The following is a 26,562-nucleotide window of genomic DNA, read 5'->3' on the forward strand; positions in this document are numbered from 1 at the left end:
TTCTCCTGCTGACTACACTTTTCGCATCCGCCCTTTATTGAATAACTGTTGCCCATGCCCACTTCGCCTTTGACGCCACGCACAGGTAATCCTTTTTTGCCGGTGCATCTCTGCTTTCTGGCGGTCTTTTTGTTCTCTGCATTTCTTACTGTGCATGAAGCGATTGAGCTAAAAAATAACTATGAGGAGCGTCAGCGCGCACAACTGGCTGAAATCCAGAAAAACCTCGACAGCCGGTTTCAGGAAAGCATCGATGAATTGACGTATTACGAGAGAATGCTCAACTATGCGTTGTTGCATCCGCTGGATTCGAGTCAAACGCGCGAAGCCATTACCCGCTTTCAACAATTGCGCCAGCAAACGACCTGGCAGTTAAAGTTGGCCAGCCTGCGCAGTATGCCGTTGAATGGCGTGAGTGACAGTTGGTTAATGCGCGATCCCCTGCTGCTGCGCAACAGCGATCACATCAATGCGGAATTGCGCGCCGCCATGGAATTCAGCTTTATCATGCAGTTCAGCGACCCGGGACAGGATTTTCACTCACGCTTTTGGTATATCTCGCGCGCCGGTTTTTTTATCAGTTCAAGGCCTCCGCAAAGTCCGCAAGAGCTGATAGAAAGCTATACCACCATGACGGAGCGCCCCTATTTTCGCGATCAGGCACCGGATAATCCGCAGCGCGGTCGATTGCGCTGGAGTGAAGCCTATCAGGGTGAATTTAACGAAGGTTTAATGATGACAGTGAGCACGCCGATCGTCAGTCATGGTTACTGGTACGGTGTACTGTCGATGGATTTCACCCAGGCGCGGATACATGGGCTGATGGCCGAAGCACGACACAGCTTGCTACAAGGCAAGTTGCTCATGGTGGACCGCTCGTTAAATGAAATCACTCGCTTGCATGCACCCAACGATGAGCCCTTGACGCCAGAACAGCAGGAGCGTCTGGAGAGCCGAATCCGGCAACTGCCTGGAGGTGTGATGCGCCTTGGCACCCAGTTTGCCAGCTGGAGCAAATTAAAGAATGTGGACGCGTATATCGTGAATATTCAGAGCCTGAGGCAGGGGATGTCACAGGAACTGGGCCGCGTATCGCTGTTCTTGCTCGGCATGTGGTTGCTGTTTGTACTGCTACTGCTGGTCGTGCATCAGGTCATTATTCGTCTGGTGCGCCGCATGGACGATCTCTCCGCCAAACTCACCTGGCGTGCCAATTACGACGGTATGACGCGGTTGCTCAATCGCAATGCGTTCTTTGAACAGTTTGTGGCGATCTCTGCCCGCAGCCAGCAGCAGCAAACGCCCCTCGCGGTGATTCAGCTGGATGTCGATCACTTCAAGAAAGTGAACGATACCTGGGGACATGCGGCAGGCGATCAGGCATTGATTCGGGTGGCGGGCGTGATTAGCCATACGCTGCGTAAATATGATGTGGCGGGCCGTATCGGCGGAGAGGAGTTTTGTATTGTACTGCCGGAAACTACGCTGGCGGATGCCAGTGCAGTTGCGGAACGCATCCGTGCGCGTTTAGCGGCAAAAACGATTCTGGTGAATGCCAGCACCACGTTCAGCGTCACGCTGTCGGCAGGCGTGACCGGTAGCGAAGAGCAGGGCGATTATCATGCCGAGAGCCTGCAAGCCACCGCCGATCGCCGCCTGTATCTGGCGAAAACCGGCGGCCGCAACCGCGTGGTGGCAGAAGATTAAACCTTGCCTTCGTTATCTTCCTCCACCGCCTGATAAATCCGCTGCAGGATATCCGGAAACGCCGATTGCACGCGGCTCCAGCTGGGAATGAAAGGTTTCTCATTGGGCCGCTCAATAAAGGATTGCCCGGCATCGAGTATCGCCTGGGTGAACATCTCGACCGCCGCTTCCTCAATATGCTGATCAAACTTCAGGCCATTCATTGTCGCTTCGTGATTGTAGATCTCCATCATATCCAGCGCATTGCGATAATAAGTGGCTTTGAGCACGCGGAATGAGTCACTGGTGAGTGGCACGCCCATGGTCGCCAGCTTGCGCAGCAGCGACTGGACAATATCATTGCTCATGCGTTTCAGGCCGCCGGTGCCATCTTCTTCTGCCAATGGTTGATGTTTATGATCGTAGTTATCGGCAATTTCCACCTGACAGGTTTGTCGCGTGGTGTAGTTGCGATAAATCTCCGACAGCACGCCGATTTCCAGCCCCCAGTCGCCGGGAATCTTGATGCCGTTCAGCACATGGGTGCGCATGGCGAATTCGCCAGACAGCGGATAGCGGAAGCTGGTGAGGTAATCCAGATATTCAGAATGGCCATACACTTTTTGTAGCGAACGCAGCAGCGGGCCGACCAGCAAGCGGCCTACGCGACCATTAAGCTTGCCGTCCGCAACGCGCGCGTAGAACCCTTTGCAGAACTCATACTGGAAAGCTGGATTGGCAAGCGGATAGAGCAAGCGCGCCAGCATGCTGCGCTCATAGGTGACGATATCGCAGTCATGCAGCGCCACGCACTGGGTGCGATCCGAGGCCAGTGTATACCCGGTGCAGAACCACACGTTGCGTCCTTTACCCGGCTGGCTCGGCGACAACCCCTCTTTATCCAGTTCAGCATCCAGCGCTTTCAATCGCGGTCCATCATTCCACAGGATGCGATGGCGTTGTGGCAAACGAGAAAAGAACTCGCGAGCAAAGAGAAACTGGTCGCGGTCAGCACGATCGAGACCGATGACGATCTCATCCAGATAAGGCACTTTGGCCAGCTCATTGACGATGTTATCCAGCGCCGGACCTTCCAGTTCTGAGAACAGGGAAGGCAGGATTAGCCCCATTTTGCGTTTACGCGCGAAACGTACCATCTCTTTTTCCAGCGATTCAACGCTGCGTTGGGTGAGATTATGAAAGTTAGTAATGACACCATTTTGGTAAAAATCACTCATTTTCTCATCCTTAGGTCAGAGGGTTATTCGGGTTGCGCGAGAAAATAGTCCAGCCCTTCACGCCAGCCCAGCGGGCCAGCATGCGCGGTGTGATAGACATTTTGTTGATCGCGGCGCGTGAGGATCACCGGGGTTTTACTGAATCCTTTAATCACTACGGCATAATCGACCTGCTCCAGCATCGGCACATCATTGGGGCCATCGCCGAGGCCGAGGGTGGTCCGCTTCTCTCCACTGCGCTGTTCGAGATGCTGCTGTAGCTGCTGCAGTGCGATGCCTTTACCGCAGCCCGCGGGCATCACATGCCAGAATCGTCCCCCCTGGGTGAGCGCCAGGTTGTGTTCCGTCAGCGCCATACGAAAATCCTCCAGCTTTTCACTATCATCGCGCCAGAGTATGACTTCTGAAGCATCGCGCAGTCTGCTCTGGCTGGCTTCGGCCAGGGTTAATCCGGTGAAGCGGGCCACTTCCGCATCACTGAAGTCGTGAAAACCGGCGAAACGAAAGGTGGGTTGCAGGGTTTTCAACGAGCGGCATAGCGCCAGATAGTTTTCGCCCGGTTCTTCAGCCGCAATCTGCTCGCCATCGAAAGCAATAAAGGCGCCGTTTTCAGCGATAAAAGGGGTGCCGGTAAGACCGAGGCGTTTCTGTAAGGGGATCATCTCTGCGGCGGTTTTACTGGAACAGAACACCACAGGAATCGCCTGCTGTTTCAGGCGTGCCAACCATTCACTGGCAGCATCCCAGTTGTAGTCATGATGATCCAATAGCGAGCCATCGAGATCGGTCACAATCATCAGCGACGAGTTAAGTCTGAGCATCTACACACTCCTTACGCCAGGCGCGTCCGTAAAGCAGAGAGTAATCAGTATAATAGCGTTATGAAGATCACACTTTTTTGCGAGTCTGCTGCGTCAATTTCCAGGATAAATCTTAAAACAAAACGGTAACAATAAGGGACATGCACAGGTTGTGCATTTAAGAAACACAGCAGTCACACGGTGTTTTCGGTAACAAATGGGGAAGGTAATGCATTTTTGTTCGTTTTACACGCAAGATTGGGACTTGTCTTGTGTTGACTAAAGCGTAGTCTGACTCAGGTGTTAAGAATTTCCTGGTGTAACGAATTCACTGATTTATTTTACCCGGCCATCCCGCCGGGTATTTTTTTATGAAATCGATTTCAGCGGTTAACTTCAGTGATTGAGAAGTCACGGATATCGAGTTCGAATGCTTCAGCCAGTTCCGTGTACGAGTCATAAGCCTCACCATTCACTTTTACCCGATGAGCGTGTTCCGCTTCCATAAACTCTTTCACCTCGCCTGAGGTTTTCTTCTGAATCGCTTCCAGCAATGCTTCAACGTCAATGTTCACTTCGCGCTGCACGTTGTCACTGTACTCTTTTGCGGTTGTCATGGTCGGCCTCCCAGAGGCGATGAGATTCTTTATCAGTATAGACAACGGGAAGAATGGGCAGGAAAGGGCAGATTTCAGGCAAAAAAAAGCCCGCGCTGCGCGGGCAAAAATCCTTGTTACTTTTAGGTTGACTGCGCCTTTGGGGTTGGTGCAGTACGAAGAAGTGTACGGGCTACCCGCGTCAGAAGTCTCTCTGCGTACTGTTAAGAAAGTGAAAAGCCGCGGTTTGACAGAACTTTACCCGTCTGTCATCTCATCAATCGAATCTGCGGCTATGCTTAAAGCTTGACGATAAAGAAGTGATATCAGGGAGTTAGTATGGATTTTATTCGAATTGTGATTGCGATTTTACTGCCACCGCTGGGTGTATTTCTGCAGGTGGGCTTTGGCGGTGCCTTCTGGCTGAATATCCTGCTCACGCTGTGCGGTTATATCCCGGGCATTGTGCATGCAGTGTGGGTAATCGCCCGACGCTGATCCGGATCAGGCAGCCGCCATTTTCTTCCGTTACACTGTATTCAGGACAATATCTGGAGAGTAATCAATGCAGGTGAATGACCGCGTAACGGTAAAAACCGATGGCGGCCCACGTCGCGTGGGTACAGTACTGGCAGTTGAAGGTTTTAATGAAGGGACCATGTACCTGGTGGCGCTGGAGGATTATCCGCTGGGGATTTGGTTCTTTAATGAAAGCGACCATGCGGAAGGGGTGTTTGTTGAGCCCTACGAGGAAGCTTAAGACTGCATAAAAAAATCAGGTGCACATAAGGTGCACCTGATGCATATCAACCGCTGCCATCAATGACGGCGAGAGGGTTTAGAACGTTTCCCAGTTGTCATTACTGTTCGCCGCAGCCAATGCTGGACGCGGTGTCAGCGTCGGGGCCTTCAGGGTGCCTGATGAAGGTGCCATCACTCGCGATGCGGGTGAATCGTTAAGTTTAAATGCCGCAACGGCCTGTGTCAGACGACCCGCCTGATCTTCCAGCGAGGCTGCCGCTGAAGAGGCTTCTTCCACCAGCGAGGCGTTCTGCTGCGTCACGTTGTCCATCTCTGTAACCGCCAGACTCACTTGCTGTATGCCACGGCTCTGCTCATCGGAGGCGGCGGCAATTTCCGACATAATATCGGTGACGCGACGCACCGCCTCGACGATCTCACCCATGGTTGAGCCGGCTTCACCCACCTGATGTGAACCGTTATTAATCAGATCAACCGACTCGGCAATCAGCGTTTCAATCTCTTTCGCGGCCTGGGCACTGCGCTGGGCCAGATTGCGTACTTCGCTCGCTACGACGGCAAAACCACGCCCTTGCTCACCGGCACGCGCTGCTTCTACCGCCGCGTTCAGCGCCAGGATATTGGTCTGGAAGGCGATACTGTTAATGACGTTAGTGATCTCAGCAATTTTCTTCGAGCTGCCAGAGATATTGTTCATGGTTTTCACCACGCCATGCACCAACTCACCACCGCTACGGGCTTTGCCGGAAGCATCCGCAGCCAGTTGACTGGCATGATGGGCGTTCTCCGCATTTTGCTTCACGGTCGCGGTGAGCTGTTCCATGCTGGCAGCGGTTTGCTCCAGCGCGGAAGCCTGCTCCTCAGTGCGTGAAGACAAATCGGTGTTACCGGCTGAGATCTCGCTGGAACCCTGATAGATGGCAACGGCGCCTTCGCGGACGGTGCCTACGGTACGCACCAGTGCGGCCTGCATCAGTTGCAGATTATGCAACAGGCTACCGATCTCGCTACGGCCATACGCTTGTTCCGGTGCGGTCAGATCGCCCTGCGCAATACGCTCAATACGCTCAACCGACTGACGCAGCGGGCTGATCACCACACGGCGGAGGAAGACGAAGGTGAGGAGCACCAATACCAGTGCAGCAGCAAAGGCCACAGCCATGGCAATAAAGCCGACGCGGGACTGGTGCGCAGCTTCCGCGTTGATCGCTTCGGCACGGTCAGTACGAATTTTTATCGCTTTCAGTAATACCGCGTTATACGCATCATCCAACTTGCGTGTCACGTCGGTTTCCTGCGCCACGATTCCTTCGAAGCTGCCTTGCTTAGCCGACTCAATCATCGGCTTCAATCCCTTGTCGATATAGTCATTGAATGCCGCGGTGAGTGGCGCATCCAGCGCGATATCCTCCGGCGTTTTCGCCTTGCGGTCCATGTAAGTTTTAAAACCGTCACGCGCTTGCTTGATGCGGGTCTCCGTGCGCGCCAGATCGGCACGATAGCCGTCCATTTCACCGATGCGGGCAGCGGCGCCGGATTGCAGCACGTTCAGACGAGCGGTACGCAAATGGTTCGAGCTATTAGAGATGCCCATACGGATTTGAATTTCATCCGTCGCATCGTTGAGGGAATTATTACTCTGGATTAAAAAATAGCTGGCGAGGCCGATACACAGGGCAAAAAGCAGCAGAATGCCACCAAAGATCATGCTGAAAAGAGGCATCAGGCGCAGGTTCTGCCAGATGCTGAGCTTATATTGCTCATCAATCGATGCTGTTTTCATATCCTTGCTCTCATTTTGGGTAGGTGTTCTGAGAACAAGCATCGGCAGTTCAGGCTAAAGGATTAGGGGGCGAAGTGAGACCTGGCTCGCAGATCCAGGCAAAACGACAAAGGGCCAATCTGCGGATTGGCCCTTTGTCGGCTACGGCTATTTACTCAAACTGTTTACATGCAGGACTATCGCACGTTGACATAAATACCGGAGGTCACATTATCGGTCAGTCGCACCACATGATAAATAACCTGTTTATTATGTGTCTTAATTTTGCGTTTTATATTACCTTTGTGTGACGATACCGTTTTGGCTTTAATTTGCATCTTGTCTGAAATTTGAATGGTGTCATGTCCTGACATCCACATTTTCAGCATATTTGATTCAGTCTGACTTAATGTCAGTGGGTGAATATCCAGGCCTGCTGAAATACGCGGGGTAGCGCTGAGTTTCTTTTGCAGGTAAGTACCGAGCAGTGAATCCAGAGTCGAGGTTTTCACCGATTTTGACGTAATAATCAGGTTCTTACGAACGTAGAGGTATTCCTCAAAATGGATGTTCGAGATCGCCATAAAGATAAAAAATAGCGTATCTGGATGCTGCATAATAATGGCACGAATACGATCGCTGGAATCGGATTCATGAATGAAGCATTCTTCGTTAATAAATACGACACCAGGCTTTAACTGTTCACATCTTTGTTGCAGTTGTTCAATATCAGAGACCGGAGTAATATTTTTCTTTTTAACTCCTTTGGCCGACATATAGTCTGATAATCCCAGGCGTGTGTAGTTACATGAATCCATAATAATCGTTGGCATTATAGCGACCCTCACCAATTTGTTATCCGTTTAAATCAACGATGAATACGCGTTTGCGGTACGAGAGAGATTTCCAAAGACACTTTTTTATTCTGCTCGGCAGACTGGCGAATGATATCCGTGCGCCATCATGACTCTATCCCTGAACCCTTCTGCGAAGTTTGTTGTGTTACTTCCACGTCACTCTTGTCCCCGCGATAGTGGGAATCGCCGGGAGTTTGCATTAAGTGTGTAATTCGCTCTGTTTTTGAGAGCCCTGTCACTATCGCGCAAGTCACAGACAAATCTGATAGGACAATTCTTAAAAACATTTGAATCGCGAAAGTGTGACGTTTCAGCGAGTGTTGACAATGCCGGAAAAAAGGGATTTAGACAAGAAAAATCGCTGTAATATTTTTTTTGTTTAAAAACAGCCCTTTGAGCATTTATTCAACCAATTCTCAAGGTTTATCACCTTAGGAATCGTCTGACTAAAATACGCGAAGCGCCGTTTAATAAGAATAATTTTCACCTGAAATGCGCATTTATCAGAATAACCTCAGTTGATTTCTGAGAAATATGGTTCGAAAAATGCACAGATTGATTTTGAATACTTAACTATCGCATAAGAACTTCTACAGAATCGTTAATTAGCGTGCGCGGGAGAGTTCTGAGACAAACTGCGCGAGTAAATCAAAGACTTCGCCGAAGAGATGTTCGCAGAAGGGGGCGAGCAGTGGCATCATCATACCCAGGCTGAGGATCCCCACCGTTAAGGTAATCGGAAAGCCAATCGCGAAAACCGACAGTTGTGGTGAAACACGGTTTAACAAACCTAGTGCCATGTTTAGCGTGAGCAATAAAACAATTAAGGGCAGCGCTAACATCATCCCATTAAGGAAAATTAACCCGGCGGACTTCACCAGCGCCATAAAAGCATTGGCGTTGAGGGGTTGATCGTTAATCGGCAGGGTATGAAAACTGTCCACCAGCAGCGAAATCAGCCACAAGTGTCCGTTGAAGGTCAGAAACAGCAGCATGGTCAGCATATCGAGAAAACGCGCCAGCACGGGCATGTTAAGGCGGCTGCCAGGATCAAAGAAGGTGGCAAAGGATAAGCCCATCTGTAATCCCACGACTTCACCGGCCATACGCACCGAGGCAAACGCCAGTTGCATCGTCAGGCCAATCCCCACACCAATCAGTAATTGCTGTAACAGGATCCAAAAACCGGCGGGGGTAAATAACGTGACTTCTACCGGAGGCAACACGGGAATGACGATCCAGGTCGTCAATACCGCGAGGCCCACTTTCACGCGCTTGGGAATGGATTTCTCACTCAGCACCGGCGCACTGGCAAAGAGTGCCAGCAAACGTACCATCGGCCAGAAAAATTGCGCGACCCAATGGACCAGCTGGCTGCTATCGAGGTTAATCATCAGCCGATGATATAAGGTAAGTTGGTCAACAGATTACGCATGTAATCCAGTATCAGGTTCATCATCCACGGGCCAGCAATCACCGCGGTGGCGGCAACGGCAAGGATCTTAGGAATAAAGGAGAGTGTCTGTTCGTTGACCTGCGTGGCCGCCTGTAACAGGCTGATGATCAGACCGCTGACCAGAGCCGCCAGCAACAGCGGGGCGGCGAGCATCAGGGCAATTCGCATTGCTTCCTGGCCGATGACCATAACCGATTCGGGTGTCATGCTGCGCTCCTGGCGTTATATGTTGCGGCCTTCAGGCCGACCGGATTGAGAGTTGCCATCGACTTCCAGGTGTGCCGCTAGGAGTAGAAACTTTGTGCCAGTGAACCCACCAGCAGCTGCCAGCCATCCACCAACACAAACAACATCAGCTTGAATGGCAGAGAAATGGTCGCCGGCGGCACCATCATCATCCCCAGCGCCATCAACACGCTGGCAACCACCAGGTCGATGATCAGGAACGGGATGAACACTGTAAAACCAATCTGGAAAGCAGTTTTCAGTTCACTGGTGACGTAAGCCGGCAGCAAAATGCGCATCGGTACGGCTTCCGGACCTTGAATCGGCGCGGTGTTGGCAAGACGAGCAAACAGCGCTAAATCGGCTTCACGCGTCTGACGCAGCATAAATTCACGCAGCGGTTGAGCGCCTTTGTCGATCGCTACGTCCATGCTGATTTTGTCCTGACTGAACGGCAAATAGGCGTCGCTATAAATCTTGTCGAAGGTCGGCGCCATAATAAAGAAGGTTAAAAACAGCGCAAGGCCAAGCAAAACCTGATTGGGGGGGGCAGAAGGCGTGCCTAAGGCGTTACGCAGCAAGCCAAAAACAATGATGATGCGCGTAAAACTGGTCATCATCAGCAAAATGGCCGGAATAAAGGTCAGCGAGGTGATAAACACCAACGTCTGCACCGGCAGTGACCAGCTCTGGCCGCCATTTGCCAGTGGCTGGCTGACCAGTCCTGGCAATTGCGCATGGGCAACCGGTGCCAGCAACAGCAGCGGCAAGAGGGGAAGCAATCGACGCATCATTGGGGTTTTCCGGGACGTTTAACCAGATTCTGGAACAGCTGACGAAAATCCTGCGGCGCCACGGTTTTGTTCACCAGCTCTTCAGGTGGCAGCGGCGGCAGCGAATGCAGATGGGTAATTTGCTGGGCGGTGACGCCCAGCACTAAACGCGCATCGGCGGTGTCAACAATCACCACCCGCTCCTGACGACCCACCTGCACGCTGGCGCTAATTTTCAGCGCCTGGGTGTTGACGGTTTTGGGCGCAAAGCCAAGGCGTTTTGCCAGCCAGCCACAGGCCAGAATCAGCAGAACAATCACTGCCAGCACGCTGCTGACTTGCCCAATCACCGAACCGGTAGAAACCACCGGCTGGCTATGAACAGGCTGGCCAATTTGCGCGTTCTTTAACATGCTTAACGGCTCAGACGACGCATACGTTCAGATGGCGTAATAATGTCGGTGATACGCACGCCATATTTGTCATTCACGACGACGACTTCGCCCTGCGCAATCAGGTAGCCATTGATCAAAATATCCAGTGGTTCACCGGCCAGGCCATCCAGAGCCACCACGGAACCCTGCGTCAGGCGCAGCAGCTCTTTGATGGTCATCTTGGTGCGACCCAGTTCCACGGTGAGTTTGACCGGGATATCCATAATCAGATCGATGTCTTGCAGCGAGCCACTGGCACCGTTGCTTTCAAACGATTTGAAAACGTTCTCGGTTGGATCAGGCGTGCTGGTGGTTGCCTGCTCGTTCATTGCCTCAGCCCACAGGTCGTCCGCAGAAATATCATCGGACGGTTTTTTGCTGTCACTCATCGGGCTGTTCCTCGTTCAGCGAATTCAAAATCGGGTTAATCAGGTGTTCAACACGCAGCGCGTACTGGCCATTCATGGTGCCATATTGGCTGGTCAGCACGGGTACGCCATCGACGTGAGCAATGATGCGGTCCGGCTTCTCAATGGGCAGGACGTCACCAGGTTTCAGTTGCAAAATACGTGACAGGCGCATGGATGTTTCCGCGAAGTGGGCAATCAGCTCCAGCTCCGAGTGCTGCACCTGTTTCACCAGATTGTCGCGCCAGTGCGTATCTTCCTGACGGGAGTTTTCCAGTGGTGGATTGACCAGCAGCTCGCGCAGCGGCTCAATCATTGAAAACGGAATACAGATATTAAATTCACCCACCAGGTTACCAATCTCGACCTGGAACGGGGTGTTGACGACGATATCGTTCGGCGAAGTGGTGATGTTGGTAAATTTCACCTGCATTTCCGAACGGACGTACTCAACATCCAGCGGGTAAATCGCTTTCCAGGCATCGCTGTAACCATCCAGTGCCAGCTTCAGCATGCGACGGATGACGCGTTGCTCGGTATGGGTAAATTCACGGCCTTCCACTTTGGTCGGGAAACGGCCATCACCACCAAACAGGTTATCTACGGCGATAAACACCAGACTCGGTGAAAATACCACCAGCGCAGTACCGCGCAGTGGTTTCAGGTGGATCAGGTTCAGGTTGGTCGGCACCGGTAAATTGCGGGCAAACTCATGGTAAGGCTGAATCTTGATCGCACCGACACTGATATCCGGGCTACGGCGCAGCAGGTTAAACAGCGCCATACGAAAATGACGGGCAAAACGCTCGTTAATGATCTCCAGCGCCTGCAGACGCTCGCGCACCACGCGACGCTGAGTATTAGGATCATAGGGACGGATATCGCCATCGGTCCCTTTGGAACTGTTCTCTACTTCCGCGCTGTCACTGTCGCCATTAAGCAGCGCGTCAATCTCAGCCTGGGAGAGAATGCTATCGCCCATTAAATCACCTCAAAATGAAGGCGGTAAACAGCACGTCACTGACCACCTGTGGCGGTTGCGTTTTTACCAGCGGTGGCGCCAATGCCTGTTTGATCTGCTCAACCAGGGCCTGCTTACCTTGTTCTGTGGCAAGCTGAGCGGCACTTTGACGCGAGAGCAGCAGCAGTAAACGGCTGCGCACCTCAGGCAGGTAATCATTCAACCGACGACGGGTATCCTCATCCGGCAGACGCAGGGTAAAGCCTACGTACAACACACGGTCGGGATCGTTGTCAGGATTGACCAGGTTAACCGTAAACGTATCCATTGCAAAAAATACAGGGGCGGCCGGTGGCTCAACTTTCGCCGCTTCCGGTTTGTCATCCCCGTGTTTATTCATCATTCGCCAGACTGCATAGCCTGCCACGCTGCAAGCGGCCAGCGTTACAATCAGTAACACCGGTATTAGTAGTGAACGTTTGCGGCCTTTAGCTTTCGCGTTATCAGACATGTTTGCAGTTACTTCCTGTGAATTATGGGCAAGCCTCTCGGCTCGCCTGGACAGATTATCCCGCGTCTTAAGTCAAACAATGGGAAGAAAAGACGCGGGTTTTACGCTTACCTTCAGCGTTTAGCCGCTGTCAGGCAAAGATATCGACAGCGCCGTTACCTGTCGCGCGCGCCTGAAGGGCTGCCGGGACGGCAATAGGCGTTATCTCGTTTTCACTGTCCTGGGAGAGGGTAAAGCTGCCGTGCTGGCCATCACGACGTCCTTCCTGCTGGCCCTGATAATTCTGGCTTTGTGCGAAGGCGTCGCTGCTGACATTACTCTGTCCCAGGTTGATACCGCTCTCCGCCAGCGCTGTACGCAGCTGAGGGAGAGCCGCTTCCAGCGCGGCCCTCACTTGGCTGTGGCTGGAAACCATACTTAACTGCGCCTGATCCTTGTCGAGGGTCAGGTTGATCTGGATAGCACCCAAATCTTCGGGATGTAAGCGCAATTCGGCATTTTGCTGACCGTTGCGACTAAACATCACGATTTGCTGGCTTAACGCCTGCTGCCACTCATTGCTGCCGAGTTGGGCATTCAGCATCGGCGTCGACGGAGTGGTGCTGGTCGTCGCCGTGCTGTTGGTCAGTGTGCTACTGCTGCTGACCGGGGCGCTGGTTAATGCTGTTACCGTGTCGCTCTCAGTATTACGATGTTCTTCCGGTTTGCTGAGCGTGCTCAGCACCTGCTTAAAGCTTTCATCCAGTGACAGTGCGCTGTTGCTGTTACTGCTGCTGGCCGTGGTGCTGGCGGCAGCGGCACTGCTACTGGCTGTCGTTGTACTGACATCACGGCTGACACCGCTCAGCACATCGCTGGATTTCTTATGAGGCGTACTGTCGGACTGTGCCTCTTGTTCATCTTTCACGGCGTTCTGCAGCGTTCGGCTTAACAATGATCCGTTTAGCGTAGTCTCTGCATCGGCAGAGGTTTTATCCGTGCTGGCGCTGACGGCGCTCTGACTGTTTCGCGCTTCAACCGCAACCGGTAACATCGCGAACAGTGCCTGCACATTCTGTAAGTCGCTGGCACTTAACGAACTTGCTTCAGACTTGTCTTTATCATCGGCTGATTTCAGCGTGGCTTTAGTGTTTTCCGGTTGTAAAAGTGCGTTTAACGCCTCTGGTTTGTCCAGTGCCTGCAATAACGCGCTTAATGACGCTTTTGTGACGCCTTTTTCATCGACTTCTGCTGTCAGATCAGTCGATTGCGTGTTAACACCTTGTTGCTGAGCCAGCGTCAGTAAGCGGTTACCCAGTTCAGTGATAAATCCCTGTGGCAGCGCATCTGTACCCAGTAAATTGTCCGATGCAACAGCACTGTCTGCATCGCTGACTTTAGAGGTTTGCGTAACCATAGTTGGCAGCGTAATCATTCGCCTCTCCTCATAGCGGCCCGTTGGGCAAATTCATCCATCCGTTTCTGATCGAGACGGTTTTCTTGTCGTAATGCGTTTTCGGCAGCGCGAGTGATCAGTGTTTGATACGCATTCAATCGCTTATGCTTTTCTTGCCAGCTGCTCAGCGCCTGATCCAGACGTTGATTCCACTGATTCAGCTGTTGCCGATGCTGTTCAATGGCTTTCTCCAGCGTCTGAATAAACTGGTGGTAATTGGTCCAGCGCAGGCTGGAAATACCGCCTGACATATCGGTGTTGAGCTTATTGCGGTACTCATCCTGATAGTCGAGCAGCATGGTGAGCTGCTCATCTGCCTGCTTTACGCCACGGCGCATGTCACCTAAATGAATCACGGCCTGTTCCAAATCTTGCTCCGCCATATCGCGCAGCTTATCGATTGCACTGGCAGTTTTCATGGCTTACCTCGCTTGGGCTCGCGCTAGCCGAACATGGCCTGCAGGTGCAGACTGGCGTCGTCATAGTCGCTGCGTTCGAAAATACCCTGTTGCAGGAAGGCTTCCATCTCCGGGTAAAGCTTGATGGCTTTATCGAGCATCGGATCGCTTCCAGCGGCATACGCGCCTACACTCACCAGATCGCGGTTGCGCTGGAAACTGGAGAGCAGTTGTTTGAACTGACGCACCCGCGCGTAGTGGGTGTCATCAATTAACGCGGTCATCGCACGGCTGATTGAGGCTTCAATATCAATCGCCGGATAGTGACCGGCTTCGGCCAGACGGCGCGACAATACAATGTGACCATCAAGAATGGCGCGCGCCGAGTCGGCAATCGGGTCTTGCTGATCGTCACCTTCGGTAAGCACGGTATAGAAAGCCGTAATCGAACCGCCGCCGTGGGTGCCGTTACCGGCGCGTTCCACCAGGGCGGGGAGCTTCGCGAACACGGAAGGTGGATAACCTTTGGTGGCCGGTGGCTCACCAATCGCCAGGGCGATCTCACGCTGCGCCATGGCGTAGCGGGTGAGGGAGTCCATGATCAGCAGCACGTGCTGGCCGCGATCGCGAAAATCTTCCGCGATGCGTGTCGCATACGCGGCACCCTGCATACGCAGCAGCGGCGAAACGTCAGCCGGTGCGGCGATCACCACCGAGCGCGCACGGCCTTCTGCGCCGAGGATGTTCTCAATGAATTCTTTGACTTCACGGCCACGTTCACCGATCAGGCCAACCACAATCACATCGGCTTTGGTATAACGCGCCATCATGCCAAGCAACACCGACTTACCGACGCCGGAACCCGCAAACAGGCCCATACGCTGACCCCGTCCGACAGTCAGCAGGGCGTTGATCGCCCGTACGCCGGTATCCAGTACATCGTGGATTGGCGTACGTTGCAGTGGGTTAAACGGGGCGGTGATCAATGGCGCACGATAGCCGGTGTCCGGGGCAGGTAAACCATCCAGAGGTTTGCCTGCGCCATCCAGCACGCGGCCGAGCAGTTCTGGCCCAAGCAACAGCTGTTTACCGCCTTGTGCGTTGTCACCGCTAAAACGGGCATAAACGCGCGCACCCGGCAAAATGCCGTCCACTTCTTCCAGCGGCATCATCAACAGTTTCTGACCGTTGAAACCCACCACTTCACTTTCCACTTCAGTGATGTTGTTGCCGTCGTGACGTTCGATGATGCAGGTCGCACCGAGCGGCAGTTGCAGCCCGGTGGCTTCCAGTACTAAACCGGTGGCACGGGTCAGACGGCCATAGCGGCGCACGGTTTGCACCTGCGAAATACGATCCTCGAAGGCATCGAGTGCGCCAAGCCAGCGGGAAAGACGCGACGAGGTCATTATAAGGTCCCCGGTGCGGCCAGACGGCACAGTTCCTGCCAGCGGGTTGCCACGCTGGCATCGAGATCACCATCTTCGGCGCTGAGTTTACAGCCGCCGGGATGCAGTGAATTATCGGCCAGCAGTTTCCAGCCGTGCAGATCCAGCGTCGGGCCCAGTGTCTGCTCAATGCGCTGTAAATCATCAGGATGCACACGCAGCTGCGGTTTGCCGCTGAACATGGGTTCTTGTTGAATCAGCTGCTGAATCTGGCGCAGCAGGGCGGTGCCATCCACTTGTGTGGCCTGGCCAATCACCGTGCGTGCCGCTTCCAAGGCCAGCTGCATCAGACGTGAGGCGATGACGCTATCCAGCGCTTCCAGCGTGTGATGGAACTCGGTGACTAACTGCTGCATGCGCGCCTGTAAGGGCGCCTGCTGCTGTTGGGCATCGGCGAGTCCCTGCTGGAAACCGGCGTCGTAACCGTTCTGCTGTGACTCGGCAAAACCCTTTTGATAGCCCTCGCTGTAACCTTGCGTCTGTGCATCTTTGCGCATCTGCTGTTGCATGCGCTCCAGCATCTGCTGTTGCTCAGCTTCGGCACTCATTTCGACATCCACAGCCGGCTCTTCCTGCGGCAGTTCTTCCGCCACTTTGAAGGTGCTGCCTAAATCATCAGGCTGCCAGCGCTGCCACGCACGGGCGGAAAAGGCATCAGACATAAGTTTCCTCGCCACCACCAATTACCATTTCGCCGGATTCTGCCAGGCGACGGACCACCAGCAGAATCGCTTTCTGTTCGTTCTCCACGGCCGACATACGCACCGGACCACGGTTGGCCAGATCGTCGCGCAGGATATCGGCTGCACGCGCTGACATGTTCTTGAGGAACTTCTCGCGCAGCGGCTGTTCGGCACCTTTCAGGGCGATCAGCAACTGCTCGGACTCCACTTCCTGCAGCAGGCGCTGGATGCTGCGGTCGTCCACTTCCACCAGGTTTTCGAACAGGAACATCTCGTCGATGATCTTCTGTGCCAGCTCGCCGTCGAAGTCGCGTACCGCTTCGATAACCGCTTCTTCCTGCTGCGTTTTCATCAGGTTGATAATTTCGGCTGCGGTTCTCACGCCACCCATCTTCGCACGCTTGAGGTTGGTGCCATCCAGCAAACCGTTCAGGACTTCGGTCAGTTCTGCCAGCGCCGCTGGCTGTACACCGCCGAAGGTGGCGATACGCAGCATCACGTCGTGACGCAGGCGTTCGTCGAACAGCGCCAGAATATCTGCGGCCTGGCCACGTTTGAGGTGCACCAGGATGGTGGCGATAATCTGCGGATGCTCGTCGCGGATAAGGTCGGCAGCAGCCTGTGGTTCCATAAAGTTGAGTGTTTCCATGCCGCTGGTGGTCTCGTTTTTCTCGAGAATATCTTCCAGCAGGCTGGAGGCGCGCTCCTCGCCCAAAGCTTTCACCAGCACCGAACGCAGGTAGTCATTGGAGTTGAGGCTCAGCGCAGCAAACTGCTCGGCATCCGCCTCAAACTCGCGCAGCACTTCGGTTAGCTGCTTGTGCGACACCTGACGCATTCCCGCCATCGCGGCGCTCAGGTGCTGCACTTCACGCTGGTTGAGGTGTTTGAATACCTCGGCCGCACGTTCTTCGCCAATGGTCATCATCAGAATGGCGCTTTTTTCAGTACCGGTCAGACTCATAGTTCTTTACTCATCCATTCGCGGATAACCAGCGCTACAACGCGCGGATCGTTTTCAGACATATCGCGGATGCGTTGGCTCATCACCTCGGCGCTCATGCGGTTATTTGATTTACGCTCTTGATCCAGCTCATCTTTGCTGAGCTGCACGCTGTAAGCTTCCTCAGATTCCAGCGCTTCCGCACGCGCTGCCGCTGCTTCTGCTGCCGCTTGCTCCTGCGCTTTCTTACGCATCAGCTGTGGACGCACCAGCTTGCGATACAGGATGAAGGCAACCAGCGCCACCAGCAGCCAGCGACCGCCGCTCATCAACATGTCAAAGAACGCTTGCGACTGCCAGAACGGCAAGTCACCGCCAGTCGGCTCAGTGATGTTGAACTGCGAGTTCACCACGTTGACGCTGTCGCCACGATTCTGCGAGTAGCCCATCGCTTCACGGGTCAGGTCTTCAATCTGTTTGATCTGCTGATCGTTCAGTGCAACGGCTTTGCCTTTGCCGTCATCACGGTAGTTCACCACCACGGCCACCGACAGACGCTGCACATCGCCCACATTGACCTTGGTGTGGCGAATGGTGCGGTCCAGTTCGTAGTTCACGGTGTCGTTACGGCTTGAGCTGCTCGGGCCGCTGCTTTGCTGCGTGCTGGTGGTGGTGCCGTTGTTGTTCGCCGCGTTGTTCTGGCCATTAGCATTCTGGCCGTTAGCATTTTGCTGCTGCGGATTAGTAACCGGCGCAGTATTCGCAGGGGCAGGTTGATTCGACAACGCACCCGGCACGCCACCTGGGTACGGGCTGCCATTCTGCTGGTTGGTATTGGTCTGACGCGAGCGAATCGCCGTGCTGTTCGGATCGGCGTTCGGTTTGTACTTCTCGTCGGTTTGTTCGCTGCGGTCAAAGTTGATCTGCGCTGTCACCTGCGCATGCACATTGCCCTGGCCAACGATCGGATTCAGGATGGCTTCGATACGCTGCTGATAACGCGCTTCCACTTCAGACGCGTACTTCAGCTGAGCATCATTCAGGTCACGACCTTCGCTGTCAGAACGGGTCAGCAAACGACCGGCCTGATCCACCACGGTCACGTTGCCAGGCGGCAGACCGGCGACGCTGCTCGACACCATATGCTGAATGGCCTGAATCTGGCCTTCATCGAGTGCGCGACCCGGTTGCAGGTTCAATGTCACGGAGGCCGAAGGCGCTTTCTGCTCACGCACGAACAGCGTGGGTTTTGGCATCGCCAGATGCACGCGCGCGCTCTTGACCGGGCCGAGCGTTTCAATGGTGCGGGCCAGCTCACCTTCCAGCGCACGCTGGTAGTTGATCTGCTCGCTGAACTGGCTGATGCCGAACTTCTCTTTGTCCATCAGCTCAAAGCCAACAGAGCCACCTTTCGGCAGCCCCTGTTGCGCCAGGCGCAGACGCAGTTCATGTACCTTATCGGCAGGCACCATCAAGGCACCGCCGTTTTCGGCGAACTGGTAAGGAATGTTCATTTGCGTTAGCTGGGTAACAATCGCGCCGCCATCCTCATCGGAGAGGTTGTTATAAAGGACGCGATAGTCAGGGGCTTTAGCCCACAGTACCAATGCAAAAACCACTGCGATAGCGGCAGCGGCAGCAACAATGATTGGAATTCGCGGATTGGCGCGCAGGCGAGCCAGAAGGTCATTGAAACCTTTCTTTGCGGTATCTTGTGTGGCGGCTGCACTCGCATTCATGACCGATTCCTGCCTGACATAATTGACCGGGTTAGTTGTGGTGACAAAACAGACTCCCTGAAGCAACGTCTTAAATGAAATTCCAATCTTATGGCTGGCATTATTGATGAATCGGGTCACTTCGATGGCTGGATAAGCTGGGTTTTTTACGTTTATTTAGCGCCTTTGTCCTATTGACAGTGTGTTAACTTTTGCAGCGTGAAAATTTAAACCCTTCTTTAATGAGGTACAGGCAATGTCGATTCAGGCAATTGATGGTGTGTTGCAGCAGCTGCAGTTAACGTCGTTACAGGCCAGCGGCAAGAAGGCCGAGTCAACCAATCAGGTAGATTTTGGTGCCACCATGAAAGCAGCACTGGATAAGATCAGCGACACGCAAACCGCCGCGCGCACCCAGGCACAGGATTTTGAAATGGGCAAACCGGGCATCCAGTTAAACGATGTGATGGTCGATCTGCAGAAATCCTCCATTTCCATGCAAATGGGGATTCAGGTGCGTAACAAACTGGTATCGGCGTACACCGATATCATGAATATGCAGGTGTAGTGGCTGCAAAGATTGTTGCGGTGTCAGGCGGGAAAGCATTTATCTTTTTCAGTAACAGCGGCATGATGCTGGCCTGACACACAGCGTATATCGAGAAGAGGATTCTCACGTGAAGCCCACCCTGCTGCTGTTGATGGCAACGATCATGCTATCCGGCTGTGATAATAAAAATGCGGACTTTGCACCGCAGATGAAAAATTACGCTTACCTCTATCAGTTCGAAGCCATTCCCGGCAAAGTCAAAAGCACGCATCAGCGCCTGTTTAGCGCCAACGACACGCCAATCTTTGATGTCGATATCGCGTTCGATGGGCAAGGCTGTATTGCCCATGTGAAATCCATTGATAAAGCCGGAGAGGTGACCGAAGTGACGCGGGAAGGCGATAAACTGACTGGCACAGAGAACGGTCAGGATGTGGTCGTCACGCTGAATAAGCAGTGCGCGGTAATAAAAAAAGTCACTCCCAGCATGACGGTGGATATTGGCTATAACGATCAGGGTTGGGTTGATCAAATCTCCTCTCCCGCCTCCGATGTTAAATTCCATCTGACCTACAATAACGTCGGTGATATGACGCTGTTGAGTATTAAGAAGGGCGAGGAGGAAGTGTCACGCGCCAGTGCCAAACATGATACGGACGCAAAAAAGATATCCGATGTGGTGACGACGGTGCAAAGAAACGAGCAAAGCAAGACGGTTACCACGCAATGCCAGTATAAGAATGATGTTCCTTTCCGCTGTGATACCGTGACCACTGATGCCGCAGGGCAAGTCACGGACAGGCAGTACGGCACCATTGATGTCACCTATTATTGATGCCTGAGTAAGCCGCGAATGCGGCTTTTTTTATGCCGTTAATATCGGCGTCGATAAGCGAAGCGCTAAATAAAACAATCACTTACTGATCAATTACGCGCTCGATATGCTAAAGTGTGGGCCTTAGGTAAGCATTCGTCAGAGCAGGGAACTCGGTGTGCAACATGCGCATCACGCGAGGCGTTGAGGAGTGTTGAGTAAGTGCTGCAGCGACAAGAAGCGTGTAAGAATGAAAGAAGGTTATTACTGGGTTAGAGATAAAGATAACCCACCAGAAGTCTGGCGATATATAAAGCAGTTTGGCTGGTACCGTCCCTGCGTTGCCGTGCCCATCACCTTAAGTTCTTTTAAGTTGATGAACTACCAGGTCATCAGCGATCGATTATTACCACCGGGTTACTTCCCGCTTTAAATGCAAAAACCGCCGGTTAAAGGCGGTTTTTTTATTCTCTCTAACCGTTCGCTATTTGATTTCCGGCCAGGCGATAGCCGGGAAACCATTTAACTGCGGACGCGCGAACAGATACCCCTGGAACTGGCTAATGCCTGCCGCTTCCAGCCACATCCACTCCTCGGCTTTCTCCACGCCCTCTGCAATCACCGCAATCTCCAGCGAGTTACAGCACTTAATGATGGCATGCAAAATGGCCTGTTTAGGACCGCTTTTATGCACATCGCTAATCAGCTCACGATCAATCTTAATTTTGTCCGGCTGGAATCTTGATAACAGTGACAGGCCAGCAAAGCCCGCACCAAAATCATCCAGGGCCAGACTGATACCCGCCGATTTTAGTTTGCGCACCTGTGCCGCAAACTCATCGGTGCGCGAGATGATCTCATTTTCTGTGACTTCAACAATCACCTGCTCGGGGACCAAACCATTGGCTTCAATCTGCGTCAGCAGAAAATCCACCGCATCAGGAACCGTGACCAGGGACATTGGCAGCAGGTTGATGGAGATACTGTGTTCGCCAATACCTAACTTTTTCGCCAGTTCGAACGCCAGTTTTTTAGACTGAATATCCGCATGATAAACAGCCTCGCCACCGAAGGCAGAAAAGTATTCGCCTGGCGAACCGCCATTCGGGGTACGGATTAACGCCTCATACGATGCCACGCGGCGTGCGAACGGATCGATAATCGGCTGAAAGGCGAAGTGGCACTCTTTCAGTGAGTCAATGACTTCATCCTGAAGGGTACGAGATGGCTCATCCGCAATAAATTCCCATGTGCTGGCTGCGGGGATTTCAAAATAGTTCTCTTTATCACGGGCGATAACAAAGGTGCGCAGGAACTGCAACGCGCGATCATCGTAGGTCAGTTGATAGCGAGAGGTGCCTTTGTCTAACACGGCCTGCAGCACCATGGATTTATCATGCTCGCGTAAATCAAACAGCTCCATACCCACTTTGCCAAAGCGGCGAGCGGGGGCAAAGTCATGCATCAACTCCACCAGATTGTGGTGGCGGGCGTCCAGGCAAATGCGATCATAAATACCCTGCACAGCGTCACGGGGCCCTTCAAGTAACTGGAAGAAGTGCAGTCCATCAAAAAGCAGAATGCCTGTGACATCGTGCGAGCTGTTTTTGTTATTCGCTTTTGCCACCATGTCTTCAAGTGTTTTGATAGGAACATGATCATGGAGGTGACTGCGATAAATGATGGTGGTAAGCATAGCGATTGTCCGGACAGCTTTTTATTGTGGGGCCTACAGTAGCAGGCCTGGGGCGGGGGCTGTCCACCAATATAAACTCGAATCGTAAACTATTTTCCAATTAATGAGTTAACCGAAACGGCTAGCGGAACGGCGTCAAATCGAATTGTTAATTAATTGCACCGGGGGAGTATTTACGATAAATAATTTCGATTGAATGGATAAATAAAAAGCGTATCTTGACCCTCGTTAACCAGAGGTGAGCATAATGTTACGCGACTATTTAAAGATTGATGATAGCGACCGTTTAGTTGAACAGAGCGTATTAAGACTCAATAACCGCGGTCAGGAAGATGTCACTGAATGGCATATTGTTAGCGTAGACGGCAAGCAAAAAGGCAGCGTGACGCTGTTCGATAAGCTCTGCAACCGCCGCTCATATTGTGTTAACTATCGCATTACGCAGAAGGATGTGCACGGGAGGGTTGTCGTCGATCATTTGACCGACGTTTTGTAATAATTGCCGTAGTTTTGCTGGTTTTAACCCGCTCATAGGCGGGTTTTTTGCATTATCTTATCTGGCGCGATAGCGGCGCATTTCCATCATAGTTCCAATTAATTCAATCTTTTTCTCCGACGATGTCTGTACAGGAAAATCATCATTTAACGGCCGCAACGAGAAAATTTGCTCGTCATGCTGTTCGGCCATCAGGCGATAAATACGTACCAGAACCTCGCCATTGATGTGTGCCAGCACCACATCACCCGGTTGTGGATTAACGGCAGGATCGAATATCAGCGTGTCGCCGGGTCGGTAGTCAGGTTGCATGGCGGTATCCTCCAGGGTGATCGCCAACGCCGATTCACTCAGTCTGCTATTGCTGTAGAGAAAGCGGGTCGCCTGCTGCTGAATCAATAAGCGTTGCTCCTGCATCCACGCAGCCGCTTGCGCCAGAGTGATCAACGGCAGAGCACTGACACCACTGACGTTAAGCGGGGCGGCAAACACCTCGCCCTCGCCATCAATTATCCAAGCTGCCGTACATTGCAGCAGTTCTGCCAGCCGCAACAGGTTCTCGCCGCGCGGGACCGTCTCATCTTTTTCCCATTGTGAAACAGCGACATGTGACACGCCAATGCCACTTGCCACCACTAACTGCGTGAGCTTCAGCGCTTTGCGGCGGCTGCGAATGCGTTCACCTGCAGATTCTTTTTTCATCATCTTGACAACTCTGTTGGGTTTTACTTAAGTATACTTAAATTCATTAATTAAAGTAAACTTAAATTCTGGTGTTGGCCGCGCAACTGGCAAGGGCGGACAACATGTTCTTCAGGCGGCTCCCTTGCCAGTGAAGAGAGGTGAGGCATGGAAAGTAGTTTGGTGACCAGCGTCGGTGCGCTGCTTCTCGGTGGCGGTGCGGCAGCTGTGTTCTGGAAACCCTTAATGGCCGGCATCGCGGCCATCGTCACCAGCAATCGCGCCGGCGGCGAGATCATCACCAGCTACAAAGAGCAGGTGATGCTTCTCAAGGAGAGCCATGCGCTGATGCGCCAGGAGAATGATGACCTGCGTATTCGCCACGACAAAAACCTGCGGCGCATCTCATCGCTGGAGACCGATCTACGGCTGATTAAGAACGCGCTGGGCATTCTATTAGCCACCACGGAATCTGATCACAGCGATAAATTCCGCAGTCAGATCAATCAACTGATCACCACCTTAGAGGAGAGTCGCGATGGCGCAGATAAACAGTGAGTTTTCAGTGCGAGGCCACCGGCGTCAGCTACTGCTAGGCGGCCTGCTGCTGATGCTGTCGCTGCTGTGTGTGGCGATGACGATTATGTTCGTGTTCGTGAATAACAGCGCCAATCGTCGGGTGGAGGATATTCGCCAGCAGTACCGTGCGATTTCCGATCGGCGGGAAGCGCGGGTGGCGGAACTGACCAGCCAGTTAGTGACGCTGCAGAAAAAACTCGACGGCTTGCCAGATCGCACCGCGAACAAGACAGCGGACAAAGTAAAGCAGGTGGTGGGGGAGGACACGCCACCCGAATCGACGCATTAAGGAGGCCATGATGAGTATTACCGAGCGGATTGCAGCCAGCTTCGGCCGACTGCGGTCTTTATTAAGCAAGAAGGAGAAAATTATGAGCGACCAAACTGTAATCGAAAATAGTGCAACAACTGCAATACCGGATGCCAGCACGCTGTCACCATTAGAGAGTTTTGCTAATGAGGTGGCGGTGCCGGTGGCAAGCAGTGCGCCCGCTGCGGATGCCCCGACGGCAGCGGTGAGCAGCGCGGCAGGACAGGTAGGCACAACGTCAGCGGTGAGCAGTGCGCCAGCACCTGACGTCTCAACGCCCGCTGAGAGCAATACGCCAGCTCCGGACGTCTCATCGTTGACAGCAAGCGACGTGCCCGCATTGGACACCTCAACGTCAGCCGCGAACGCTGGCAGCGAGACACAAGTGGCGGCGGATGCAACGGATCTCACCCAGCAGTTGGCCACGCCCGATCCTCTGGCCAACGGTTCTGCCAGCGCTGGGCCTTCATCGGCTTCTACCGTCGGGATTCTCGCTGAGCAACCTGCCGTGGGAGTCATTACGGATGCTGTCAGTCAGGACATCAACGCCAGCGTGAAGGACTTCACTCAGGCATTTAACTTTGTCGAAAGTGGCGTCGAGAAATTAGGTGTAGCGGCAAAGGATGAGCTAATCGCCCTGGCGCGCAAGTATCTGTAATCTTCAGGCGGCCTTCGGGTCGCCTTTTCATCTTCCGATTATTCTTAATGCGGTCTCGCTATTTTCTACTAACTTTAATGATTCAAACGTTATTTAAACGGGTTTAATTAGCGAAAAGGAAGATAGCATGAGTGATACAGAGGCAATCAAAACCAAAACTGACTACCTGCGTGATGTCACCTCCCAGTTAAAAGAGATGCGTCACTATGCGCAGACCAATACTGAGACGCTATCCAGCCACTGGTTGGCATTTGATGCAGGCGAGTACAAAGACAAAGAGTATGCAGGACGTTTTGACACGCTGCTCAACAAGCAGGGACAGCTGTTAGATGATATCGAGCTGGCGATTCAGGATTTAGAGATCGCCATCAATCACAGCGAGCAAGAAAGCTGAGTTCCCTCGCGCTGGTGGCTTACTCGGCCACCAGCCACATTTCGGCTTCATCGAACATCTCTTCGACAATACGTGCCACTGTCGCTTTGTCGTTCTTACTTAAATCGGTATCGATAGCATTGCGTTCCATCGGTTTAACGCGCACCTCAACCTCTGGAAACACGCGTTGTACGCGTTTCTCAAGCTCCTGCAATATCATCTCACGTGCGCCCGGCAGACCGGCAACGTTGCGTTTATCGTAAATCAACTCCACAAACATCAGGGCATTCCATTTATAAAGCGGGTGCGCCATATTACTGTAAATAAAACCAGTGGCAAGCGATGAACCGTTGCGCTGCTAAATTTTTTTGTTTCTGGCAGGCGCAGCACTGCTTTTGCGCTGATACTCAACAGCGTTACACAGGGAAATGGACTCATGAGGGGGTAATATGCGGCAACTGGTGATCGATATTCTGCTGAAAATGGCAAAGATGGATACCGAAGCAAAAGAGCTGGTGGCGCAGGTTGAAGCGCAGTCGCTGTTACTGGCGGCATTACTGATTCAGGCTAAAGAAGACAACACACTCACCATTACGGAAACCGTGCAGGATGCCATCGTTACTGCATCGCGCTCTGGTGAGCAGTTCCTCCAGTCAGATGTGGATCTGCTGCTGACACACATTAATCGGCTGCTGGCCGTTGCGCGTTATGTCGAAGTGAAGGGGGTCGAGCGAGAAGGATAGCGGAAAAAATACTACCTCTGGAGGGGAAATCCAGCAACTCCTCCAGAGGCGGCGCAATAGCACCTTCGTTCAAGGACAATCTACGACCGAAGCCGTCAGATACAAGTTATACAACTTATTCGGGATTGTACAACTTTTTCCTTGCCGATTTGTGTGGTTGGAGGTGTGTTTGAGATATATTTTTAGGGCCGTTGCGCTTAAAGCTCGTTCTTAATGCAAAACTCTTCCCACGTCATGCCGAGCGCTTCCGCATGAGATTTCAGGTAAGTTTCAATCGCTTCAGCAGCAACCGCTTTATCAGGCTCTGCCAGTTGAATGGAAAACAGCATGCCATCCAGCTTTTTCTGGCGTAAGAATGCGGCATAAATGCGCTCAGCGTGCCACTCGCGCAGTTGGCGCAGTGACAAGTTGGCCGCGCGCGCGTCGCTCTCGGTTAGTTCATCCAGCGCGGCTTGAAAATCGGCGTGCGCGGCAAAAAACATCGTGCGGGCCTGGGCGTAATACTCTTCTGGGGTTTTCATGCGAATTTCCTGCTTATCGACTTGCGCGCTAGTGTAACGTGCGCGAGC

At 52.9% G+C, this 26,562-nt stretch carries 34 protein-coding genes; 12 read left to right on the forward strand and 22 right to left on the reverse strand.

All coding sequences use genetic code 11. From position 1 onward, the window contains the following. Window positions 1-54 precede the first annotated feature (54 nt). Window positions 55-1,707, forward strand: coding sequence for a cellulose biosynthesis regulator diguanylate cyclase DgcQ (dgcQ, locus tag FD744_RS09780; protein ID WP_160868116.1), 1,653 nt, complete (start codon window positions 55-57; stop codon window positions 1,705-1,707). Here the strand turns inward: dgcQ and FD744_RS09785 are convergent. From FD744_RS09785 to yodD, 3 genes are all read right to left on the reverse strand, one after another. Then, the gene (locus FD744_RS09785) at window positions 1,704-2,924 is read right to left on the reverse strand and encodes a glycosyl transferase (protein WP_034824481.1); all 1,221 of its coding nucleotides are present in this window, start codon (window positions 2,922-2,924) and stop codon (window positions 1,704-1,706) included. The genes dgcQ and FD744_RS09785 overlap by 4 nt on opposite strands. Before the next feature lie 23 nt (window positions 2,925-2,947). Next, window positions 2,948-3,745 (reverse strand): mannosyl-3-phosphoglycerate phosphatase-related protein, encoded by a 798-nt coding sequence (locus FD744_RS09790; protein WP_160868117.1) that lies wholly within the window; start codon window positions 3,743-3,745, stop codon window positions 2,948-2,950. Between the two features lie 362 nt (window positions 3,746-4,107). Then, a complete protein-coding gene (gene yodD / locus FD744_RS09795) occupies window positions 4,108-4,341 on the reverse strand; it encodes a YodD family peroxide/acid resistance protein (protein WP_039327762.1) in 234 nt (77 codons plus the stop codon). A 318-nt stretch (window positions 4,342-4,659) separates the two neighbouring features. Between yodD and FD744_RS09800 the strand changes: the two genes are divergently transcribed. Continuing rightward, the gene (locus FD744_RS09800) at window positions 4,660-4,818 is read left to right on the forward strand and encodes a YqaE/Pmp3 family membrane protein (protein ID WP_034824466.1); all 159 of its coding nucleotides are present in this window, start codon (window positions 4,660-4,662) and stop codon (window positions 4,816-4,818) included. A gap of 67 nt (window positions 4,819-4,885) precedes the next feature. Then, window positions 4,886-5,080, forward strand: a complete 195-nt coding sequence (dsrB, locus tag FD744_RS09805) for a protein DsrB (RefSeq protein WP_034824463.1) — start codon at window positions 4,886-4,888, stop codon at window positions 5,078-5,080. A gap of 78 nt (window positions 5,081-5,158) precedes the next feature. Here the strand turns inward: dsrB and FD744_RS09810 are convergent, their stop codons facing one another. The 15 genes from FD744_RS09810 to fliF form a co-directional block, all read right to left on the reverse strand. Beyond that, on the reverse strand, window positions 5,159-6,865 hold the full coding sequence (locus FD744_RS09810) for a methyl-accepting chemotaxis protein (protein WP_097116788.1): 1,707 nt from the start codon (window positions 6,863-6,865) through the stop codon (window positions 5,159-5,161). Between the two features lie 176 nt (window positions 6,866-7,041). Further along, window positions 7,042-7,677, reverse strand: a complete 636-nt coding sequence (rcsA, locus tag FD744_RS09815) for a transcriptional regulator RcsA (RefSeq protein ID WP_058959884.1) — start codon at window positions 7,675-7,677, stop codon at window positions 7,042-7,044. Between the two features lie 629 nt (window positions 7,678-8,306). Then, a complete protein-coding gene (gene fliR / locus FD744_RS09820) occupies window positions 8,307-9,095 on the reverse strand; it encodes a flagellar biosynthetic protein FliR (RefSeq protein WP_160868118.1) in 789 nt (262 codons plus the stop codon). Continuing rightward, window positions 9,095-9,364, reverse strand: a complete 270-nt coding sequence (fliQ, locus tag FD744_RS09825) for a flagellar biosynthesis protein FliQ (RefSeq protein ID WP_160868119.1) — start codon at window positions 9,362-9,364, stop codon at window positions 9,095-9,097. Before fliQ ends, fliR begins: the two co-directional genes overlap by 1 nt. 77 nt (window positions 9,365-9,441) lie before the next feature. After that, window positions 9,442-10,173, reverse strand: coding sequence for a flagellar type III secretion system pore protein FliP (gene fliP, locus FD744_RS09830; protein ID WP_034825234.1), 732 nt, complete (start codon window positions 10,171-10,173; stop codon window positions 9,442-9,444). Beyond that, a complete protein-coding gene (fliO, locus tag FD744_RS09835) occupies window positions 10,173-10,568 on the reverse strand; it encodes a flagellar biosynthetic protein FliO (protein WP_034824448.1) in 396 nt (131 codons plus the stop codon). Before fliO ends, fliP begins: the two co-directional genes overlap by 1 nt. A gap of 2 nt (window positions 10,569-10,570) precedes the next feature. Then, window positions 10,571-10,978 (reverse strand): flagellar motor switch protein FliN, encoded by a 408-nt coding sequence (fliN, locus tag FD744_RS09840; RefSeq protein ID WP_034824445.1) that lies wholly within the window; start codon window positions 10,976-10,978, stop codon window positions 10,571-10,573. Then, window positions 10,971-11,978 carry a flagellar motor switch protein FliM gene (fliM, locus tag FD744_RS09845; protein WP_034824442.1) on the reverse strand — a complete coding sequence of 336 codons (1,008 nt, stop codon included), beginning with the start codon at window positions 11,976-11,978 and terminating at the stop codon, window positions 10,971-10,973. The genes fliN and fliM overlap by 8 nt, the downstream gene beginning before the upstream one ends. Before the next feature lie 4 nt (window positions 11,979-11,982). Continuing rightward, a complete protein-coding gene (gene fliL, locus FD744_RS09850; protein WP_034824439.1) occupies window positions 11,983-12,468 on the reverse strand; it encodes a flagellar basal body-associated protein FliL in 486 nt (161 codons plus the stop codon). A gap of 130 nt (window positions 12,469-12,598) precedes the next feature. Continuing rightward, on the reverse strand, window positions 12,599-13,882 hold the full coding sequence (locus tag FD744_RS09855) for a flagellar hook-length control protein FliK (RefSeq protein WP_160868120.1): 1,284 nt from the start codon (window positions 13,880-13,882) through the stop codon (window positions 12,599-12,601). After that, window positions 13,879-14,322: a flagellar export protein FliJ gene (fliJ, locus tag FD744_RS09860; protein WP_038646338.1), complete on the reverse strand. Its 444-nt coding sequence runs from the start codon at window positions 14,320-14,322 to the stop codon at window positions 13,879-13,881. The genes FD744_RS09855 and fliJ overlap by 4 nt, the downstream gene beginning before the upstream one ends. Window positions 14,323-14,345: 23 nt before the next feature. Beyond that, on the reverse strand, window positions 14,346-15,710 hold the full coding sequence (fliI, locus tag FD744_RS09865; protein WP_045815130.1) for a flagellar protein export ATPase FliI: 1,365 nt from the start codon (window positions 15,708-15,710) through the stop codon (window positions 14,346-14,348). Next, window positions 15,710-16,411, reverse strand: a complete 702-nt coding sequence (fliH, locus tag FD744_RS09870; protein WP_034824427.1) for a flagellar assembly protein FliH — start codon at window positions 16,409-16,411, stop codon at window positions 15,710-15,712. Before fliH ends, fliI begins: the two co-directional genes overlap by 1 nt. Further along, entirely contained in the window at window positions 16,404-17,396 is a 993-nt protein-coding gene (gene fliG / locus FD744_RS09875) for a flagellar motor switch protein FliG (protein WP_034824425.1), read from the reverse strand. Before fliG ends, fliH begins: the two co-directional genes overlap by 8 nt. After that, window positions 17,393-19,114 carry a flagellar basal-body MS-ring/collar protein FliF gene (gene fliF / locus FD744_RS09880; protein WP_160868121.1) on the reverse strand — a complete coding sequence of 574 codons (1,722 nt, stop codon included), beginning with the start codon at window positions 19,112-19,114 and terminating at the stop codon, window positions 17,393-17,395. The genes fliG and fliF overlap by 4 nt, the downstream gene beginning before the upstream one ends. Before the next feature lie 235 nt (window positions 19,115-19,349). On the opposite strand from fliF, the gene fliE reads away from it, so the two are divergent. The 3 genes from fliE to FD744_RS09895 all read left to right on the forward strand — a co-directional run bounded on the left by fliE (window position 19,350) and on the right by FD744_RS09895 (window position 20,890). Next, entirely contained in the window at window positions 19,350-19,661 is a 312-nt protein-coding gene (fliE, locus tag FD744_RS09885; RefSeq protein WP_160868122.1) for a flagellar hook-basal body complex protein FliE, read from the forward strand. Window positions 19,662-19,770: 109 nt separating this feature from the next. Then, window positions 19,771-20,478: a YnfC family lipoprotein gene (locus tag FD744_RS09890; RefSeq protein WP_160868123.1), complete on the forward strand. Its 708-nt coding sequence runs from the start codon at window positions 19,771-19,773 to the stop codon at window positions 20,476-20,478. A 229-nt stretch (window positions 20,479-20,707) separates the two neighbouring features. Beyond that, the gene (locus FD744_RS09895) at window positions 20,708-20,890 is read left to right on the forward strand and encodes a hypothetical protein (RefSeq protein WP_045815127.1); all 183 of its coding nucleotides are present in this window, start codon (window positions 20,708-20,710) and stop codon (window positions 20,888-20,890) included. 51 nt (window positions 20,891-20,941) lie between these two features. Here FD744_RS09895 and FD744_RS09900 read toward each other — a convergent pair whose 3' ends face one another. Continuing rightward, window positions 20,942-22,153 (reverse strand): diguanylate phosphodiesterase, encoded by a 1,212-nt coding sequence (locus tag FD744_RS09900; protein WP_097116797.1) that lies wholly within the window; start codon window positions 22,151-22,153, stop codon window positions 20,942-20,944. A 247-nt stretch (window positions 22,154-22,400) separates the two neighbouring features. Between FD744_RS09900 and FD744_RS09905 the strand changes: the two genes are divergently transcribed. Beyond that, window positions 22,401-22,649: a hypothetical protein gene (locus FD744_RS09905; RefSeq protein ID WP_038646357.1), complete on the forward strand. Its 249-nt coding sequence runs from the start codon at window positions 22,401-22,403 to the stop codon at window positions 22,647-22,649. A 57-nt stretch (window positions 22,650-22,706) separates the two neighbouring features. Here the strand turns inward: FD744_RS09905 and FD744_RS09910 are convergent, their stop codons facing one another. After that, complete coding sequence (locus FD744_RS09910) at window positions 22,707-23,354, reverse strand: helix-turn-helix domain-containing protein (protein WP_160868124.1); 648 nt, start codon at window positions 23,352-23,354, stop codon at window positions 22,707-22,709. Window positions 23,355-23,498: 144 nt separating this feature from the next. Here FD744_RS09910 and FD744_RS09915 point away from each other — a divergent pair, with 144 nt between their 5' ends. The 4 genes from FD744_RS09915 (at window position 23,499) to FD744_RS09930 (ending at window position 25,271) form a co-directional block, all read left to right on the forward strand. Continuing rightward, window positions 23,499-23,888 (forward strand): hypothetical protein, encoded by a 390-nt coding sequence (locus tag FD744_RS09915; protein WP_034824400.1) that lies wholly within the window; start codon window positions 23,499-23,501, stop codon window positions 23,886-23,888. Next, window positions 23,869-24,198, forward strand: a complete 330-nt coding sequence (locus tag FD744_RS09920) for a hypothetical protein (RefSeq protein ID WP_160868125.1) — start codon at window positions 23,869-23,871, stop codon at window positions 24,196-24,198. The genes FD744_RS09915 and FD744_RS09920 overlap by 20 nt, the downstream gene beginning before the upstream one ends. An 82-nt stretch (window positions 24,199-24,280) precedes the next feature. Then, complete coding sequence (locus FD744_RS09925; protein WP_160868126.1) at window positions 24,281-24,877, forward strand: hypothetical protein; 597 nt, start codon at window positions 24,281-24,283, stop codon at window positions 24,875-24,877. A 127-nt stretch (window positions 24,878-25,004) separates the two neighbouring features. Next, complete coding sequence (locus tag FD744_RS09930) at window positions 25,005-25,271, forward strand: hypothetical protein (RefSeq protein ID WP_034824391.1); 267 nt, start codon at window positions 25,005-25,007, stop codon at window positions 25,269-25,271. Between the two features lie 19 nt (window positions 25,272-25,290). On the opposite strand, the gene FD744_RS09935 is transcribed toward FD744_RS09930, so the two are convergent. Further along, window positions 25,291-25,530, reverse strand: a complete 240-nt coding sequence (locus FD744_RS09935) for a DinI-like family protein (protein ID WP_160868127.1) — start codon at window positions 25,528-25,530, stop codon at window positions 25,291-25,293. A gap of 169 nt (window positions 25,531-25,699) precedes the next feature. Between FD744_RS09935 and iraP the strand changes: the two genes are divergently transcribed. Next, window positions 25,700-25,993 (forward strand): anti-adapter protein IraP, encoded by a 294-nt coding sequence (gene iraP / locus FD744_RS09940; protein ID WP_034824384.1) that lies wholly within the window; start codon window positions 25,700-25,702, stop codon window positions 25,991-25,993. Window positions 25,994-26,190: 197 nt separating this feature from the next. Here iraP and FD744_RS09945 read toward each other — a convergent pair whose 3' ends face one another. Further along, window positions 26,191-26,514, reverse strand: coding sequence for a DUF6388 family protein (locus FD744_RS09945; RefSeq protein ID WP_034824381.1), 324 nt, complete (start codon window positions 26,512-26,514; stop codon window positions 26,191-26,193). Window positions 26,515-26,562: the final 48 nt, after the last annotated feature.

The sequence above is a fragment of the Pantoea sp. Taur genome (assembly GCF_009830025.1).
Lineage (GTDB): Bacteria > Pseudomonadota > Gammaproteobacteria > Enterobacterales > Enterobacteriaceae > Pantoea > Pantoea communis.